The organism is Idiomarina aminovorans (assembly GCF_023155095.1).
GTDB classification, from domain to species: domain Bacteria; phylum Pseudomonadota; class Gammaproteobacteria; order Enterobacterales; family Alteromonadaceae; genus Idiomarina; species Idiomarina aminovorans.
In genome coordinates this window covers 438,833-455,015 of record NZ_JAKNDA010000002.1, presented here as the reverse complement: position 1 = coordinate 455,015, position 16,183 = coordinate 438,833, and the positions used below count along the sequence as shown (strand labels likewise).

Sequence of the window (16,183 nt, the reverse complement as noted above, 5' to 3'; positions counted from 1 at the left end):
AAACATAGGCTTTAGAAGTCATTTGAAAAGTCCTCGCCCAACTTACGGCGCTTACGTTGAGGGCCGTTAGCAACACGTGCATACTGACCATCAAGTATCGTCGCAAAATGCTCTAACAAGCCCAGCAGTTCTAATGCCGACAATAGAGTCAAGGAGTTTATTGGTTTACCCTTTTCCATACGATAAACCGTATTCACACCACAACCCAGGCGTTTCGCGAACTCAGACTGATCCATCGTAAGCGAGCGCTGATGTTTGATAAGTTGACCCAGCGTCGATAAGAACTCTTCAGCCACAAGCATTTAAACCACCAAAAATAACTGTTTAATTATCTATTAGATTGATTATGGTGGATTAATAGAAATAAGCAAATCAATTTCATAAATATTCCAACAAACAACTCTGGCGTTATACATTCACCCTATTTATAATTTCAACAGTTTTTTCATATTCCACTTATTTTGGATAGTCATGAATACCATTAAAGACATTGATCTGAACTTGCTGGTTTACTTAGACGTGTTGCTGCGGGAGAAAAATGTCACCCGCGCGGCGGCGCAGCTGAATATAACCCAGCCAGCCATGAGTAACGGCTTGAAGCGCTTACGCAACTTGCTGAACGACCCGATTTTAGTGCGTACCAGCGAAGGTATGGTACCTACGCAACGGGCGCTTGATATGCAGGAAGCTCTGCGCGGTATGCTCTATTCGGTAGAAGAAATGATCCAGCCGGTACGTGAGTTTGATGCGGCAACCAGTGATCAGGTGTTTCGTATTATGGCGTCCGACTACGCCGCCTCCACGCTCATGCCGAAACTGCTGGAAAAACTCGACGAACAGGCACCTAACGTATCACTGGATATTATGACCCCCAGTGACATCAGTTTTCACGACGTGGAAAACGGCAAAGTCGACTTAGCTATTAACCGCTTTGAACAACTGCCACAGTCGTTCCACCAAAAGAATTTGTGGAGCGATGAGTTTTCCTGTCTGATCCGCAAAGATCACAAGCTGCTTGAAGATTATACACTGGATAATTACTTAAAAGCCCAGCACGTCTGGGTCAGCAAAACTGGGTTTGGTGTGGGTGTCGGTATGGACCCGCACGATGTGCAAAAACTCGGTTGGGTAGATGACGCCTTAGATAAACTGGGTAAACGCCGGAGAATTAAAGTGTTTACCCGTAACTATCACGTGGCCATGTATCTGGCACGTCAGGGCCTGGTTGCTACCTTACCCACGCGCGCTGCCGAGCTTTATTCGCAGGACAGTCAACTGGTCATGAAAAAACCGCCGTTTCACATACCGGGGCTCACCCTGACCATGATCTGGTCGCCGCTGCTGCAACACGACGCAGGCCACCGCTGGTTCCGGCAGGTTGTCGCCGAGACTGCGGCAGCTTCTTAGTTGCTGTAAGGCTCAGGCGGCAAGCAACTCCGCACCAGAGCCCTTTAGTTCGGTCGCGCTAAGATTCATGTTGTCTTTTTCATGGTATTGCCTCATTAAAAATGTATTCCCTTTGTAGAGAGTTAAGATCCAAATGTACCGTGGCTAACGTTAAATAATAGTTAACACTGGGTTAATGAACTTTGAAAGTCTGTCGGTTACAGTGAGAAAATATTCAGAACACGGATTGAATATGAAAGACACTTTAGAAAACATTCTTCTCGATGTATCAAAGTCGCCGGATATCGACGGCGGAGACCTGGAAAAAGCCTCAGAATTGATTTTAACATCAGCGCTAAACGGGCTTGATATTACCCGGGTCAGCATTTGGCTTTTACAGCCGGACAAGCAGAGTATGGTTGCCGCTAAACTCATTGATGCAAAATTAGAAGACCGTGAAATTCCCGTTTTACGCAAATCGGAATTACCGTCTTATTTCAGCTTACTGGAAACCGAACGCATCATTATTGTCAATGATGCCCGTAACCACCCCGCCACAGTGGAACTTAATAATGGCTATTTAAAAGAAAACGGCGTTTACGGAATGCTCGATGTTCCCTTACGTCATAAAGGCGACATGATTGGGGTTATGTGCTGTGAGAGCCGCAAACCTGAGCGCCGCTGGACATCCGATGAAGTCGCTTTTGTCGGTATGCTGGCCGATATCTATGGTCGTGCCGTGAGTGCCTCCGAGCGTGAGCGTTTTGAGTCTTTATTAATACGCCAGAATGAACAGCTGGAAAGCATGGTAGAAGAGCGCACACAGTCTCTGACCAAAGCTATGGATAACTTTAAGCAGGCCCAGGAACGCTTAATTGAAACCGAGAAAATGGCAACTCTGGGTAAACTGGTGGCCGGTGTCGCGCATGAGGTCAATACGCCGCTGGGTATTTCGGTTACCGCGGTTACCCATTGCGAGCACCGTTTAAAAAAGCTAGACCAGGGCTTTAGCGACGGTGCTATTTCGCGCAAACACTTGCAAACCTTTATCAGCAATACATTCGAGGCCTATCAGTTGCTCAGCAGCAACCTTGAACGTGCTGCAACACTGATCCAGAATTTTAAAAAAACCGCCGTTGATCAATCCAGTTTTGAGTTGGTCAATTGCGAACTGAATAACTACTTACATGCACTGATGTTAAGCCTAACCCCTATAGTGAAAAAGAAAAAAGTCACCATAGACATCAACTGCGATGACCGTATTGTGTTAAGCACGTATCAGGGTGCTCTGGCACAAATTGTGACTAACCTGGTCAGTAATACCAATGACCACGCCTTTACCGAACCCGATGACAATCATCAAATTCGCATTACCACCAAGCAGAAAGACAAAGGCGTGCACTTTTATTTTAATGACAATGGTAAGGGCATGAACGCTGAAACACTGACAAATATCTTTGAGCCATTTTTTACCACCTCGAGACAAAGCGGCGGTTCCGGACTTGGCTTATCCATTGTTTATAACCTGGTGACAAGGAAACTCAACGGCGAAATTTCTGTCCAATCAACGCCGGGCGAAGGCACTGAATTTTCATTTTTCTTACCCGATTTACCCAAATAGGATGTTGTATGCTAAAAGCTTTGCAGAACTTCTTTCAACAAAACCCGACAACCGCTGAACAAGCCACATTGCATCAGGTAGAGGGACTCACCAACAACGCTTTTCTTTCTCTGGTGTTAATGACTGAGATCAGTCTGGCTGACGGTAAGCTTTCAGACGAAGAGCACGACCATTTATTGCATGAGCTGGAGAACGAATATGATATTACCGATAATCAAGCAGAAAATGCCATTAAAGAAGCCGTTGGGGCGGTAAGGGAAGCCACCTCATTACACGATTTTACCGCACAGCTAAAAGCATTGAGGTATGAACAGCGCGTTGAATTACTGGAAACTTTGTGGGTCGTTGCCTACGCTGATAATAAGCTCGATCCGCATGAGGAGAGCATGTTGCGAAAACTCGCTGACTTACTTTATATCAGCCACGCTGATTATATCCGTGCCAAATTAAACGTTACGGATGCTTAAATGCGACGGCTGCCGGCACCCATGCCGAAGAGATAGGTATGGCAACTGGCTCACCGGCAACCGCAAATTAACGTACCGGTTAGTTTTCTGGTAAAATCCGGCACGGGATAATTCCCCCGGACAATCTTTAGTGACCACCTTCTCTTGCCGCTTCCATCTCGCTTTCCAGTTGAGCCGCCTCGTCGGCACGCGGTTTAGTAAAGCGTGCCAGCCACAAATAAAGTACCGGTGTTAAATACAGAGTAAACAGCGTTGCCAGACCCAAACCACCAAACACAACCCAACCGATGGCGTTACGCGCTTCAGCACCTGCACCGGTGGACAAGATTAATGGCAGCCCACCAAGAATGGTTGAAACCAACGTCATCATTATCGGCCGTAAACGTATCAGGGCTGCTTCTTCAATGGCTTCGCGAACCCCGGCTCCCCGGTCTCGTAACTGGTCCGCAAACTCAACCAGTAACACTGAATTTTTGGCCAGCAAGCCTATCAGCATCACCAATCCTATTTGCGAATAAATATTCATTGAGGTGCCTGTCAGGAACAACGCATAAATAGCTGCAGCAATACCAAAAGGTACCGTCAGCATAACCACCACGGCACTGTTTAAAGACTCAAACTGAGCCGCCAATACCAGCAACACAATCAGGAATGCCAGAATATAGGTCATTGCAACTTCCTGAGATGTATCCTCAAAGGCTGCGGCTTCACCCAAAAAGACCAACCCCATACTGCCCGGTAACGTATTTTCTGCGACCTGCCGCAATTGCTCAACCGCTTCCGACATTGGCAGATTTTCAGGCAACTCAGCATCGATTTCTATGGCGCGCCGTTGTGCTTGCCGTTCCAACTCTGCTGACACGCCCTCTTCAATAATTTCTGACACACTGGAAATGGGGACTAACCCGCCATTGCTGGAAGAGACATACAGGTTTTGCATATCCTGCGGCGACTGTATCAAGTTATTACGAGTGCGCAGAATCAACGGAATTTGTTGATCACCCACATTTAAATCGGCAATATCATCACCATCAATGGCCGCTCTGAGTGTTGACGATATGTCACTGAGTGAAACTCCCAACTCAGCGGCCCGCCGACGATCAATTTTAACCCGTAACTGGGGCTGTGTTGGCTGATAAGAAATATTCAAATTTCCTAGATCCGGAATTTTCTGTTTCACTTCAGCAGTGAAATCCTGAGCGACTTTGAAGATCTCATCATAACTTTCACCGGTAATGGCCATTTCAATGCCGCCACCCTGACCACGCAAATCCAGGCTATTGTCGCCAAATGCACGTCCGGGGGCACCGGGAACCTGACTTAATGGTTTTCTTAATTCAGCGATGACTTGTTGCTGGCTAATATCCCGTTCTTCCCATGGCTTCATGTTAGCACTGATAAAAACAATGTTTGGATCCCACTGGCCAACCACCGTATAGATGGATTCAATGGTTCCGGCTTCTTTTTGCTCAATGAGAGTTTCTTCTAATTCCCGGGCTTGCCGATCCATAAACTTAACGCCAACACCATCAGGCCCTCGGGCAAAAACCCGAATCGAGCCTCTGTCTTCATCGGGTACCAGTTCACTGTCAATTTGTTGAAAAATAGCAGCACCGCCGCCCGCAGCCAGAAGTGAAAACACCACCACCACCCAGCTGGCATTTAATGCTTTATGCAGGGTATAACGGTAAAAATTTTTAAAAACATGCCCTACTTTCGCAAACCGGTTATTTTTTCCGGCTAACTTTGGGAGCCGCGCCGTAAACGCCGGAACCAATGACAACGCAACAAAGGACGAAATAACCACAGCTGCCGCAAGTACACCACCAAATTCACGGAAAAGTCGGCCCGCGGTTGAAGGTAAAAACGCAATAGGCACAAAGACAGCAACCAATACCGCAGTGGTTGCTACCACGGCAAAGAAAACTTCTCTGGTGGCAAGTACCGCCGCAGCCCGGCTGCCCAGGCCCATGCCTCGTCGGCGTTGAATATTTTCGGTAACAACAATGGCATCATCAACAATAAGACCCGTTGCCAGAACCAAAGCCAGCAAGGTTAAAATATTGATTGAAAAGCCCATTAACCAAATAGCGGCTATCGCACCAAACAAAGCCACCGGAATAGAGAACGCCGGAATAATGGTCGCCCTGAACGAGCCCATAAACACCCACAGGGTGGCAACAACTAAAGCCACAGTGATAGCCAAAGTGGTCACCACTTCAGTAACCGATTTCCGGATAAATTGAGCATCATCGTTGGTAATGCTCATTTCCATATCCGGAAACCGGTCACGTAAACGATCCAGCACCGCCAGTGCCCGATCAGAAATTTCAATGGTATTTGACCCTGCCTGCCGGATAACCCCTAAACCAATAACGGGCTTGCCGTCTAAGCGCACAAAGCTGCTGGCATCCGAAGGTGCAAAATACGCCTGCGCCACATCACCAACGCGAATATCATCCTGAATAATGATGTTCTCAATCTGCTCTTCATTCACCGCGGTTGCATCGGCACGAATAATTAACCGTTGGTCGGTCGACTTTAAACTACCGGCAGGAACATCAAAGGGTGCCTGTTGCAGAGCATTTGCAACATCGGTAACCGCAATACCAAAACTGACCAATTTCAACGGATCAAGATCAACCCGCATTACCCGTTCACGGTTGCCGTTCAGACGAACGTCGGCAACACCATTAATCGCCATAAACTCGGGCGACAAATCTGTCTCCAGCCGACGTGTTAATTCAGCCATGCTCAAGGTATCGCTGCTAACAGCAATATCCAGCACCGAACGCGCATCGTTATCGGCTTTGCGCACATTAATTTGTTCAACATCGTCCGGTAACTCGCGCCGTATTTGATTCACCGCTTCCCTGACTTCAGCCGCTACCACGTCAAGGTCCACTCCCGGACTAAATTCGACAGAAAGACGCGCACTATTTTCTTCACTCTGGGACTCAATAGACTTAACGCCCGATACTCGCGCTGCGGCGCCCTCGAGAATGCTGGTAACCTCAGCATCAACGGTTTCCGGCGCACCACCAGGCAAGGTTGCACTAATACCAACAACCGGTCTGTCAACATCAGGCAGCTCGCGAACCTCAACCCCCATCAACGCAGCAATACCCGCTATGGCAATGAGAACGTTAAGAACGACAATGAGAACGGGTCTGCGAATAGAAATTGACGGTAAGTCGTTTGCTTCGGTGTGAGAATTCATCGGATTATCTGACATTACTCACCCAACTTCCCGCTATCAAGCGATGTCCGGTCGAAGGTAACCGGTTGACCATCGCGCAAGCTTTGCACACCTTCCACAATCAGTAAGTCGTCGCGCTGAATATTTCCTGAAACCAGCACTCGTCCTGGCAATCGTTGTTCTATCTGAACTTCAATACGCTTCGCATTTTTTCCCTCAACCACCCAGATAAAGGGACTGTTCACGCCCCACGACAAGGCCGCTTCCGGAATCGAAGCAAACTCTTCACCATCTAACGCAATAGAAGTTCTGAAACTGGTTCCGGGTAAAAAGTTATCGTTCTCGTTACTAATTTTTGCACGAGCCCGGTACATTCTGGTTTCCGGGTTAATGCGCGAATCCAATTCAACAATATCGGCCATTACTGGCGTACCAGAATAACGCCAGGGCTGAACTTTAAGTTCAACACCCTCTTGAAGTAATGAAACCGCAGCTTCAGGAATGCGAAAATCAATTAATAAAGTCGAACGGTCATCTAATGTGGCAATTGTGGTTTGTTGCTCAATACGATCACCGACTTCGACATCGGTAATGCCGATAATTCCGGCAAAAGGCGCCCGAATAAAACGATCCTCTAATTCTATTTTGGCGTTATCCAGCTCAACTCGCGCCAAGTCTCGCAGTAAAATAGCATTGTCTAATTCAGACTGAGGCACAGCACCCAGTTCACGACTGGCTTGTAGGCGATCGACCGTGCGCTCTGTATCACGCAAATTAATTTGTGCTTGCTCAACGGCAACTTGCTGACGTCGGGCATCCAGTTCAACCAGCAACTCATCTTTTTCAACTTCATCGCCCGGTTGAAAATTAACAGCCACTACCCGGTCGCCGACCGCGGGGTAAATAGTAATGGAGCGGACAGCTTCAGCCGTACCGACAGCTTCTACCCGGTTACGTTCACGCTCAAAGCTCACCGGCTCTACATTGACCAGGGCTTCACGAGGACCAAATTGCTGGGCCTGACTAACAGTGCCACTCAGTGACAGTGCGAAAACGAAAACAATGAGTAAAAACTTCATAACGCTCAAAGAATGCTCCAAAAAAACTGCAGCCACTGAGGGCTGCAGTTATGATTAATCAATAAGCCAAAAGACAATTTTGCTACAATTAACCTTTAATTGCAAAGCTGCCCTGCATAATGGCTGAATGACCCGGGAAGGTGCAGTAAAATTTATAATCGTTGTTTGCACTCATGCCTTCAGTAGAGAAAGTTATTGATGTTTCTTCTCCGCCACCAATGACATCAGTAGCCGCAATAACAGTATCAGAGTCCGGTACGTACTGGCTTTCCATACCAGCAGACATGCCTTGCTGCACAACTGACTGCATATTGCCAGCTTCACTCAGTACCCAGTTATGACCCATCACTTTTTTACCCAGTTTACCTGAGTGAATTAAGGTGACAGTAACGTCATCACAACTTGCCGGTACCGACATTTCTGTTTTATCAAACTTCATCATGTCATTACCAGTGATGGTCAGTTCACATTCGTTAGCTTGTGCAGCGTTTGCGACAAACAACATGGAACCCAGTAGCGTGGAAATTATGTAACGCATTGCAATACCTCTTCGGTTAGTATGAAATATATCCCTTTCTTATACGTGATATCTCGCATTGAGATTACTTTAACGAGAATTTATATGACAAAACCTTCTTTTTCGCCGCAATCACTCCTGGCTCAGGGCGGCAGCCACTCTGCCAACGAAAGTGGAGTAATTATCCCTCCAGTATACACCTCAACGACATATCTGCGTGATGACGATAATCAATATCGTACAGGACGGGTGTATTCCAGGGCTGACAACCCGACTTACCGACCGGCAGAAAAACTATTGGCAGAGCTGGAAAATGCCTGCGACGCACGCTTATTTGCCTCGGGTATGGCCGCGGCTACTGCCGTTTTTCAAGCACTGAAACCCGGTGATTCGGTCATAGCGCCCAAAGTCATGTACTGGGCTTTGCGCAAATGGCTGCAGACGTTTGGCGTTGATAGCGGACTGGACGTTCGTTTTGTCGACACCGCTAATTTGGACGAATTACGCGATGCTATTGACGAAAAATCGCCCACGCTGATTTGGCTGGAAACCCCGGGTAACCCGCTTTGGACAATTACCGATATTACAGCAGTAGCGGATATGGCTCGCGACTGCGGCGCTCTGCTTGCTGTTGACTCAACGGTAGCCACCCCGTTACTGACCAAACCATTGGACTTAGGTGCTGATATTGTTATGCATTCAGCCACCAAATATCTCAACGGCCACTCTGACGTAATTTCCGGGGCTCTGGCCGCCCGGGAAGATAATGCATTCTGGCAACGACTGGTGGCTATTCGGGCGCAATCCGGCGCTGTCCCGGGACCTCAGGACGCCGCACAATTATTACGCGGTATGCGAACCTTATTTTTACGCGTGCGGGAAAGCTGTCAAAGTGCGCAGTACCTGGCGGATCAGCTAGAGCGACACCCGCAGGTTACTAAAGTATTGTACCCCGGCCTGAAAAGCTTTGCCGGCCATGACGTGGCAATGAAACAAATGCAGGGTGGCTTTGGCGGCATGCTGTCAATTCGCTTAAACGGTGGTGGAAAATCCGCTATTGCCGTTGCCGCGAAAACTCAATTGTGGCATAGAGCCACTTCATTAGGCGGGGTCGAAAGCTTGATTGAACACCGCGCCAGCATAGAAGGCCCCGATACCCCGGTACCGATGGATTTACTGCGTTTGTCGGTTGGTATTGAGAATGCCAATGACCTGCTGACTGACTTACAACAGGCCATCGACAGTGCGCACGCTTAAATACTGACGCGCTTATAGAAACGGTATTCCGGTTTCCAGAAATTATTGTCGATGCGCTCGCGCAGCGTATCGTCATCAATTTCCAATGCCAGGCCTTCCTGCTGAGCCACTTTGCCTACCGCAAAAGCAATGTCTTTACTTAACTGAGTTAAGTCATTAAAGGCCGGCAATAACGCCTCACCTTTACCATTCGCGCTGGGTGAGGCACCGGCCAGGGTCTTACTGGCCACACGCAGCATTTCATCACTAACCCGTTCCGATTTAACCGCTAACACACCCAAGCCAATTCCCGGGAAAATATAACTGTTATTGCACTGCGCTACAGGATAAATCTTACCGTTATATTCAACCTCGCCAAACGGACTCCCGGTTGCCACAATCGCCTTACCCTCAGTCCATTTAAAAACGTCAGCCGGATGCGCTTCCACATGCTTGGACGGATTACTTAGCGGGAAAATAATTGGTTTTTCGACATTTTTTGCCATGGTCGAAACCACCTGCTCGGTAAATAACCCCGCTTTACCCGACACGCCAATTAAAATATCCGGCTCAGCACAATGCATCACGTCCAGAAGCGATGGATAATCACCACTGTATTCCCAGTCGGCCAAGTCTTTCGCATTTTGCGCCAGCGCCATCTGAAAGTCACGCAAACCTTCCATGGCGTCCACCACCAGACCAAAGCGATCGACCATAAAAATCTGCTTCTTCGCCTGTGCTTTGGTCAGGCCCTCTGCGGTCATCTGAATCAATACCTGCTCGGCAATACCACAACCGGCCGACCCCGCACCAACAAACACCACCTTCTGCTCGCTAAGCTTTTTACCTTTTTGCCGACAAGCGGCTAACAATGTGCCTACCGTCACCGACGCTGTACCCTGAATGTCGTCGTTGAAACAACAGACTTCATCACGATAACGGCGTAGCAGCGGCATAGCATTGGGCTGAGCAAAGTCCTCAAACTGCAGCATCAGACCCGGCCAGCGACGTGTCACCGCCTTAATGAACTTATCCAGAAATTCGTCGTATTCGTCCTGATTAATACGCTTATGCCGTGCGCCCATGTACATCGGGTCGTTCAACAGCTTTTCGTTGTTGGTGCCTACGTCCAGCATTACCGGCAGAGTGTACGCCGGGCTGATGCCACCACAGGCCGTATACAACGACAACTTACCAATGGGAATGCCCATGCCGCCAATGCCCTGATCACCTAAACCCAGAATGCGTTCACCGTCGGTCACCACAATCACTTTCACTTTTTGCTTCGTGGCGTTGCGCAGAATATCGTCTATCTGGTCACGCTCGGAATAAGAGATAAATAAGCCGCGCGAGCTTCGGTAAATATCCGAGAACTTCTCGCAGGCATCACCCACCGTCGGGGTATAAATAATCGGCATCATCTCTTCCAGATGATCCGTTAGCAAACGGTAGAACAGGGTTTCATTATTATCCTGAATGGCTCGCAGATAAATATGCTTGTTCAGCGGCGTCTCGAAGCTGCGGTACTGCATGTAGGCCCGCTCGGCCTGCTCTTCAATGCTCTCGTAACGGGGCGGCAGCAAACCGGTCAGGTTAAACGCAGCACGCTCTTCCCGACTAAAGGCACTGCCTTTATTCAGTAGCGGGGTTTCCAGCAAATTGGGACCAGAATACGGAATATAAAGCGGGCGCTGCGTTTGCGGCATAAGTACAAACTCCTGAAAGCAAAAGTAATACGAATAGCATAACAAAACACGGCGGCCGGTTCACATGTTTCGCCTGAGCATTGAAGGCCTTATGTCAGAGACGCTGCAAGTTCATCCTTGAACGCTCGACGAAGCGCGATCCATGGCGCTGCACACCTCCAAAGTCCCCCTGATAACCTTTTAACGCACTCGCTATTTAAAATCCTACCCGACGCAATGGCTCAAACTTGCAATAGCTAACCTTTAGCGCTATCTAACTCATAATTAGAAACCAAACATTCCAGCGGTATATGTAACCCGCTATGAAGCCGACGAATCATAGGAAGCGTTAAATGTCGTTTTCGATTCAATACCTCACTAACCCGACTCCTCTGGCCTAAGAATGGAACCAAATCAGAGTCATTTAGACCCTCCTGCTCCATTCTGAATTTAATCGCCTCGACAGGATCGGGAGCATCAATTTTATATTGAGCTTCTTCATAGGCTTCGACCAAAGTCACCAGAATATCCAGTTCATCAGCCGCTTCTGTGTCTGGCTCAGCATCCCAAAGCTCATTAATACGAACCAGCGCATTTTGATGATCTTCAGCTGTTTTTATGGGTTTTATATTCATACCCTTACCTCTAAATTGTCTCTGCATTAATTGTATCGTATTGTTCATGCGTACCAACGAAGCGAATATAGACCATCGAAAATTCATATTTCACCGCGACAATAAGTCGATACTTATTCCCGTGAATATTAAACACAACCCTATTATTAGCTATAAAACTCGCATGCCGATATTGCTCTTTTATCTCCTGAGGTGTTTTCCATGAGGCATATCTTGCTTCATCAAACCAAGCTTTAAGAGGTTGCTCTGCATCCCTGTAGTTAGGCTTTTCCCAAAACTCCCGAAGAGTCGCCCTTGATACAATTCTCATAAAAGAAATTATCCCCACCAGTAATTTCCCATTATGGGAAAAAAAGAATTTTTGTCAATGAAATTCCCGTTTTGGGAAAGTTGTTTTTTATAAGTTAAGAATAGAGATCAGTAAGAAGAATCCAATAGGAAAAGGATTAAGTGGTTAGATGAATTCACGGGCGGGCTTTGCCGGCAAGAGGCGATAAAGGAAAGAGCCCGGGACTTGAGGAGTTCAACGGCTATGCGCTAGATGAAACCTCGCTGGATGAGTACGCAGGCAGGTTGCGGAGGTGTGCAGCGCCAAGGATGGCGCTGCACAAGCCCTACAGGGATGTACTTGCGGGCGTCCTCCATAAGAGCCTTTTCAACTGCAGCACTCATTCAGCTAAAGCGCCAGCCCCCAGCGGGTAGCGGTACGTTTTACAGCGTCGACGTTTTCGGTAGCAATAATGTGCAATGGGGTGGTTTCAAACTGGGCGCTTAAGTCCAGCTGTTGTTTTAACCAGACCAACATGGCTTCGCCGGAATGAATGGTTTTTGCACCATTAAAGTAGCCCGAAATACTCTCAGCAATTAACGGAAAATGCGTGCAACCCAGCAGCACCACGTCAGGCCTTTCCAGCTGGCTGAAATAATGTTTGAAGGTTTCCTGCAGTATGGGGCCGTCGTAGAGTTCCTCTTCAACAATGGGCACAAATAATGGCGTGGGCATCGCATCCACCTGGTTGTAACCCAGCGCGTGAATTTGCTGCTGGTAAGCACCAGAATTAATGGTAGAACGTGTAGCAATAACCAGCACACGAGCGCTGGTATCAATGCCCTGCAACTGCTGCAGTGCCATTACACCCGGCTCCAGTACACCATACACCGGCTTATTCGAGAACTTTTGCATTTGCTGCAGCGCGGTGACACTCACGGTATTACAGGCCACCACCAAGCAGTCAACGTCGGCACCGTTAAAAAATTCTACCGCTTCCAGTGCGTAGCGGGTTACCGTGTTGCTGTCTTTACTGCCATACGGCACTCGCGCGGTGTCACCGTAATACAACAGCTCGCTGAAACAACCACTGCGCTGCAACGACCGGACTACCGTTAAGCCACCGACACCACTATCAAAAACTCCGACTTTCATGTCTGTTTATTCCTTGCCAGCTGATGTTTCTAAACTCACGGTTTTTAGACGCAGCGCGTTGGTTATCACAAACACACTGGAGAGCGCCATGGCGCCTGCCGCCAGCATCGGTGACAGCAAAATACCGAAAAATGGATACAAGACACCGGCCGCCAACGGTATCAGCGCGGTATTATAGGCGAATGCCCAGAATAAGTTCTGGCGAATATTACGCATGGTCGCTTCCGACAGCGCAAACGCTTGTTGCACCACGGTCAGGTTATCGGACATTAACACCACATCGGCAGACTCAATGGCCACGTCGGTGCCGGTACCAATTGCAAAACCCACATCGGCAGACGCCAGTGCCGGCGCGTCATTAATGCCGTCACCGACAAATATCACCTGCCCCCATGCCTTCTTCAGACGCTGCACCGCGTCTACTTTGCCATCAGGTTTTACGTTCGCCACCACTTCGCCAATGCCCAGTTCTTTGGCAATGCGTTTTGCAGTAGATTCAGCGTCGCCGGTAACCATTGCGGTTTTTAAACCGTCGGCATGCAGGCGCTTGATCAACTCTTTGGCGCTGGACTTTATCGGGTCGTCCTGAGTGAAAACCGCTGCTAACTTGCTATCAACAGCCACATAAATGGGTGTACGACCGCTTCCCTGCCATTCTTTCGCCTCGGCGGGGTCACTATCAAGACTGATTTGCTGATCCTGCATCAGTTCACTGGTACCAATATAAAGCGTTTTTCCATCCACCTTACCGGTAACACCCAAACCAGAAATGGCCTCGAAGGCATCCGCTTCCGAAACTTTTACGTCCTGCTTTTTCGCATACTTAACCAAAGCTTCTGCTGTAGGATGCTCTGACTTCGCTTCAACCGATGCCGACAGACGCAGCACTTCTTTTTCATCAAAATTGCCCAGCGTGATCCAGTCGGTAATCGTCGGTTTGCCCTCAGTCAGGGTGCCGGTTTTATCAAAAATAACACCTTTTGACTGCTGCAACGCCTGCAAGGCACTGCCCTGACGGAACAGCACGCCCATTTCAGCGCCACGGCCGGTCCCCACCATAATGGAAGTCGGCGTCGCCAGCCCCATGGCACAAGGGCAGGCAATAATCAGCACAGCCACCGCGTTGACCAGCGCAAAAGTAAGCGCTGACTCACTTGCCGCGAAGTACCACACCACAAAAGTCAGCAGCGCAACCAGCATCACTGCCGGCACAAACCACAAGGTAATACGGTTAACCGTGTCCTGAATCGGCAGTTTACTGCCCTGTGCCTGCTCCACCATACGGATGATCTGCGCCAGCACCGTACCTTCACCGGTAGCCGTCACTTTAAAGCGCAAGGTGCCCTTTTCATTGAGCGTGCCGCCCACCACTTTGTCTTCTTTTTGCTTATGCACCGGTTCGGGTTCGCCGGTTATCATGGCTTCATTCACATAGCTGTCGCCGGACGACACCTCTCCATCGAGAGCAATACGCTCACCCGGACGCACCTCAATTTCATCGCCTTTACCCAGCTCAGCGATATCCACTTCGGTCACGTCGCCATCGCGCACTACCCGCGCGGTTTTACTTTGCAAGCTCATTAACCGCTGAATCGCATCTGAGGTATGGCTTTTCGCCCGCGCTTCCATAAAACGCCCGGCCAGAATCAGGGTGACAATAACCGCCGATGCTTCAAAGTAAACGTTCACTGACTCGCTTGGCAGCCAGGACGGTAATAGCGTTGCCACCACCGAATAGCCCCAGGCCGCTGTTGCGCCTAAGGCTACCAATGAATTCATATCCGGAGCGCCACGCGCTAGCGCAGGAATGCCCAATTTGTAAAAACGAGCGCCCGGAAACGCCAATACCACCGTAGTAAGCACTAACTGCACCCACCAGCTGTTTTGTAAACCAAAGGCGTTATGCACCCACTCGGAAAACACCGGCACCATGTGGTTGCCCATGGCTAATATAAACACCGGCAAACTCAGCAGCGTTGATAGCCATAACTGATGCTTTAAGGTTCCCATTTCCTGCGCTTGTTGCTGACGCTGTTCGCGCATCTGCTGATCGCGATCGAGCACTTCATGAGCATCATAGCCAGCGCCTTTGACTGCCTCAGTCAAATCATCAACAGACAGCTTGTCAGAGTAAGTCACTTCCGCACTGTCCGAGGCCAGGTTCACTGACGCATCCTCAACACCGTCCAGAGCGTTCAGCGCTTTATCGACACGCCCCACGCAGGACGCGCAGTTCATGCCTTCAACACTTAAACGAACGGATTTACTCATCAGTGCCTCCGTTGGCTTCTGCCGGTTTCAACCACAGTAACAACCAGAAAACCACCAACTGCCCAAGCTCCAGGTAGCGCTGAATGGCTCCGCGCACTTCAGCCAGTTCCGGGCTAATCATTAACACAAAGCCTAAAGCAATAATCACAGACAACAGCACAAAAGCCGTACGTACCGGCCAGGTCGTTTTAGGTGTAAACGCCAGTAATAAGGTACCCAGCGCAAAACCAAAATAACTCACTATGCTAATAACATTGTGTAATGCCTGAGAACTGGAGCCATCGGCAGGACAGCCTAAATCGCAAGGCGCCAGCGCCGCGCCGAGGTAAGCAACCGGATAGAAGAACAATAATGACCAGCCCAGATGGCTAATACCTTGTACTCGTAGATGCGGCCGGGCAGTGAGCAACACGCCGAAGGCAATGAGTGCCAGCGGAATAAAACCGACCCAGCCAAAGGCACCCGCTGCGGTGCTGCTGGTGGCATTAATTTCGCTGATGTATTGGCTAACATGAGAAAAGTCGTCTTTTACCCAGGTCGCCACTAATTGCAAACCAATCCAGAATAAGGTCAAAATAATAAGTTGCGGCATAACGGGAGAGCTTTTCGTGGGTGCGTTTTGCATGTAGCCTCCTCGGCTGTATTAATGTGATAATCTTTCACT

The 16,183-nt window shown here is 48.9% G+C and carries 14 protein-coding genes; 4 read left to right on the top strand and 10 right to left on the bottom strand.

Annotated elements, in window-relative coordinates; all coding sequences use genetic code 11:
• Positions 1 to 11: 11 nt before the first annotated feature.
• The gene (locus L8G48_RS06245; RefSeq protein ID WP_248263742.1) at positions 12 to 302 is read right to left on the bottom strand and encodes a helix-turn-helix domain-containing protein; all 291 of its coding nucleotides are present in this window, start codon (positions 300 to 302) and stop codon (positions 12 to 14) included.
• 169 nt (positions 303 to 471) lie between these two features.
• Between L8G48_RS06245 and L8G48_RS06240 the strand changes: the two genes are divergently transcribed.
• The 3 genes from L8G48_RS06240 (at position 472) to L8G48_RS06230 (ending at position 3,474) form a co-directional block, all read left to right on the top strand.
• Positions 472 to 1,407 (top strand): LysR family transcriptional regulator, encoded by a 936-nt coding sequence (locus L8G48_RS06240; RefSeq protein WP_248263741.1) that lies wholly within the window; start codon positions 472 to 474, stop codon positions 1,405 to 1,407.
• 232 nt (positions 1,408 to 1,639) lie between these two features.
• A complete protein-coding gene (locus tag L8G48_RS06235; RefSeq protein ID WP_248263740.1) occupies positions 1,640 to 3,007 on the top strand; it encodes a GAF domain-containing sensor histidine kinase in 1,368 nt (455 codons plus the stop codon).
• An 8-nt stretch (positions 3,008 to 3,015) separates the two neighbouring features.
• A complete protein-coding gene (locus tag L8G48_RS06230; protein WP_248263739.1) occupies positions 3,016 to 3,474 on the top strand; it encodes a tellurite resistance TerB family protein in 459 nt (152 codons plus the stop codon).
• A 127-nt stretch (positions 3,475 to 3,601) separates the two neighbouring features.
• Here L8G48_RS06230 and L8G48_RS06225 read toward each other — a convergent pair whose 3' ends face one another.
• The 3 genes from L8G48_RS06225 to azu form a co-directional block, all read right to left on the bottom strand.
• Positions 3,602 to 6,709, bottom strand: coding sequence for an efflux RND transporter permease subunit (locus L8G48_RS06225; RefSeq protein ID WP_248263738.1), 3,108 nt, complete (start codon positions 6,707 to 6,709; stop codon positions 3,602 to 3,604).
• A complete protein-coding gene (locus tag L8G48_RS06220; RefSeq protein ID WP_248263737.1) occupies positions 6,709 to 7,752 on the bottom strand; it encodes an efflux RND transporter periplasmic adaptor subunit in 1,044 nt (347 codons plus the stop codon). Before L8G48_RS06220 ends, L8G48_RS06225 begins: the two co-directional genes overlap by 1 nt.
• A gap of 88 nt (positions 7,753 to 7,840) precedes the next feature.
• Complete coding sequence (gene azu / locus L8G48_RS06215; protein WP_248263736.1) at positions 7,841 to 8,290, bottom strand: azurin; 450 nt, start codon at positions 8,288 to 8,290, stop codon at positions 7,841 to 7,843.
• An 84-nt stretch (positions 8,291 to 8,374) separates the two neighbouring features.
• Between azu and L8G48_RS06210 the strand changes: the two genes are divergently transcribed.
• Positions 8,375 to 9,526, top strand: a complete 1,152-nt coding sequence (locus tag L8G48_RS06210; RefSeq protein ID WP_248263735.1) for a trans-sulfuration enzyme family protein — start codon at positions 8,375 to 8,377, stop codon at positions 9,524 to 9,526.
• Here L8G48_RS06210 and L8G48_RS06205 read toward each other — a convergent pair.
• The 6 genes from L8G48_RS06205 to L8G48_RS06180 all read right to left on the bottom strand — a co-directional run bounded on the left by L8G48_RS06205 (position 9,523) and on the right by L8G48_RS06180 (position 16,144).
• The gene (locus L8G48_RS06205) at positions 9,523 to 11,211 is read right to left on the bottom strand and encodes an NAD-dependent malic enzyme (RefSeq protein WP_248263734.1); all 1,689 of its coding nucleotides are present in this window, start codon (positions 11,209 to 11,211) and stop codon (positions 9,523 to 9,525) included. The two genes, L8G48_RS06210 and L8G48_RS06205, sit on opposite strands and share 4 nt — an antisense overlap.
• Positions 11,212 to 11,447: 236 nt before the next feature.
• Positions 11,448 to 11,825, bottom strand: a complete 378-nt coding sequence (locus L8G48_RS06200) for a helix-turn-helix domain-containing protein (RefSeq protein WP_248263733.1) — start codon at positions 11,823 to 11,825, stop codon at positions 11,448 to 11,450.
• Positions 11,826 to 11,835: 10 nt separating this feature from the next.
• The gene (locus L8G48_RS06195) at positions 11,836 to 12,135 is read right to left on the bottom strand and encodes a type II toxin-antitoxin system HigB family toxin (protein ID WP_248263732.1); all 300 of its coding nucleotides are present in this window, start codon (positions 12,133 to 12,135) and stop codon (positions 11,836 to 11,838) included.
• 366 nt (positions 12,136 to 12,501) lie between these two features.
• Positions 12,502 to 13,248: a glutamate racemase gene (gene murI / locus L8G48_RS06190; RefSeq protein WP_248263731.1), complete on the bottom strand. Its 747-nt coding sequence runs from the start codon at positions 13,246 to 13,248 to the stop codon at positions 12,502 to 12,504.
• Between the two features lie 6 nt (positions 13,249 to 13,254).
• Positions 13,255 to 15,519: a heavy metal translocating P-type ATPase gene (locus L8G48_RS06185; protein ID WP_248263730.1), complete on the bottom strand. Its 2,265-nt coding sequence runs from the start codon at positions 15,517 to 15,519 to the stop codon at positions 13,255 to 13,257.
• On the bottom strand, positions 15,512 to 16,144 hold the full coding sequence (locus L8G48_RS06180) for a DUF998 domain-containing protein (RefSeq protein WP_248263729.1): 633 nt from the start codon (positions 16,142 to 16,144) through the stop codon (positions 15,512 to 15,514). The genes L8G48_RS06185 and L8G48_RS06180 overlap by 8 nt, the downstream gene beginning before the upstream one ends.
• Positions 16,145 to 16,183 lie beyond the last annotated feature (39 nt).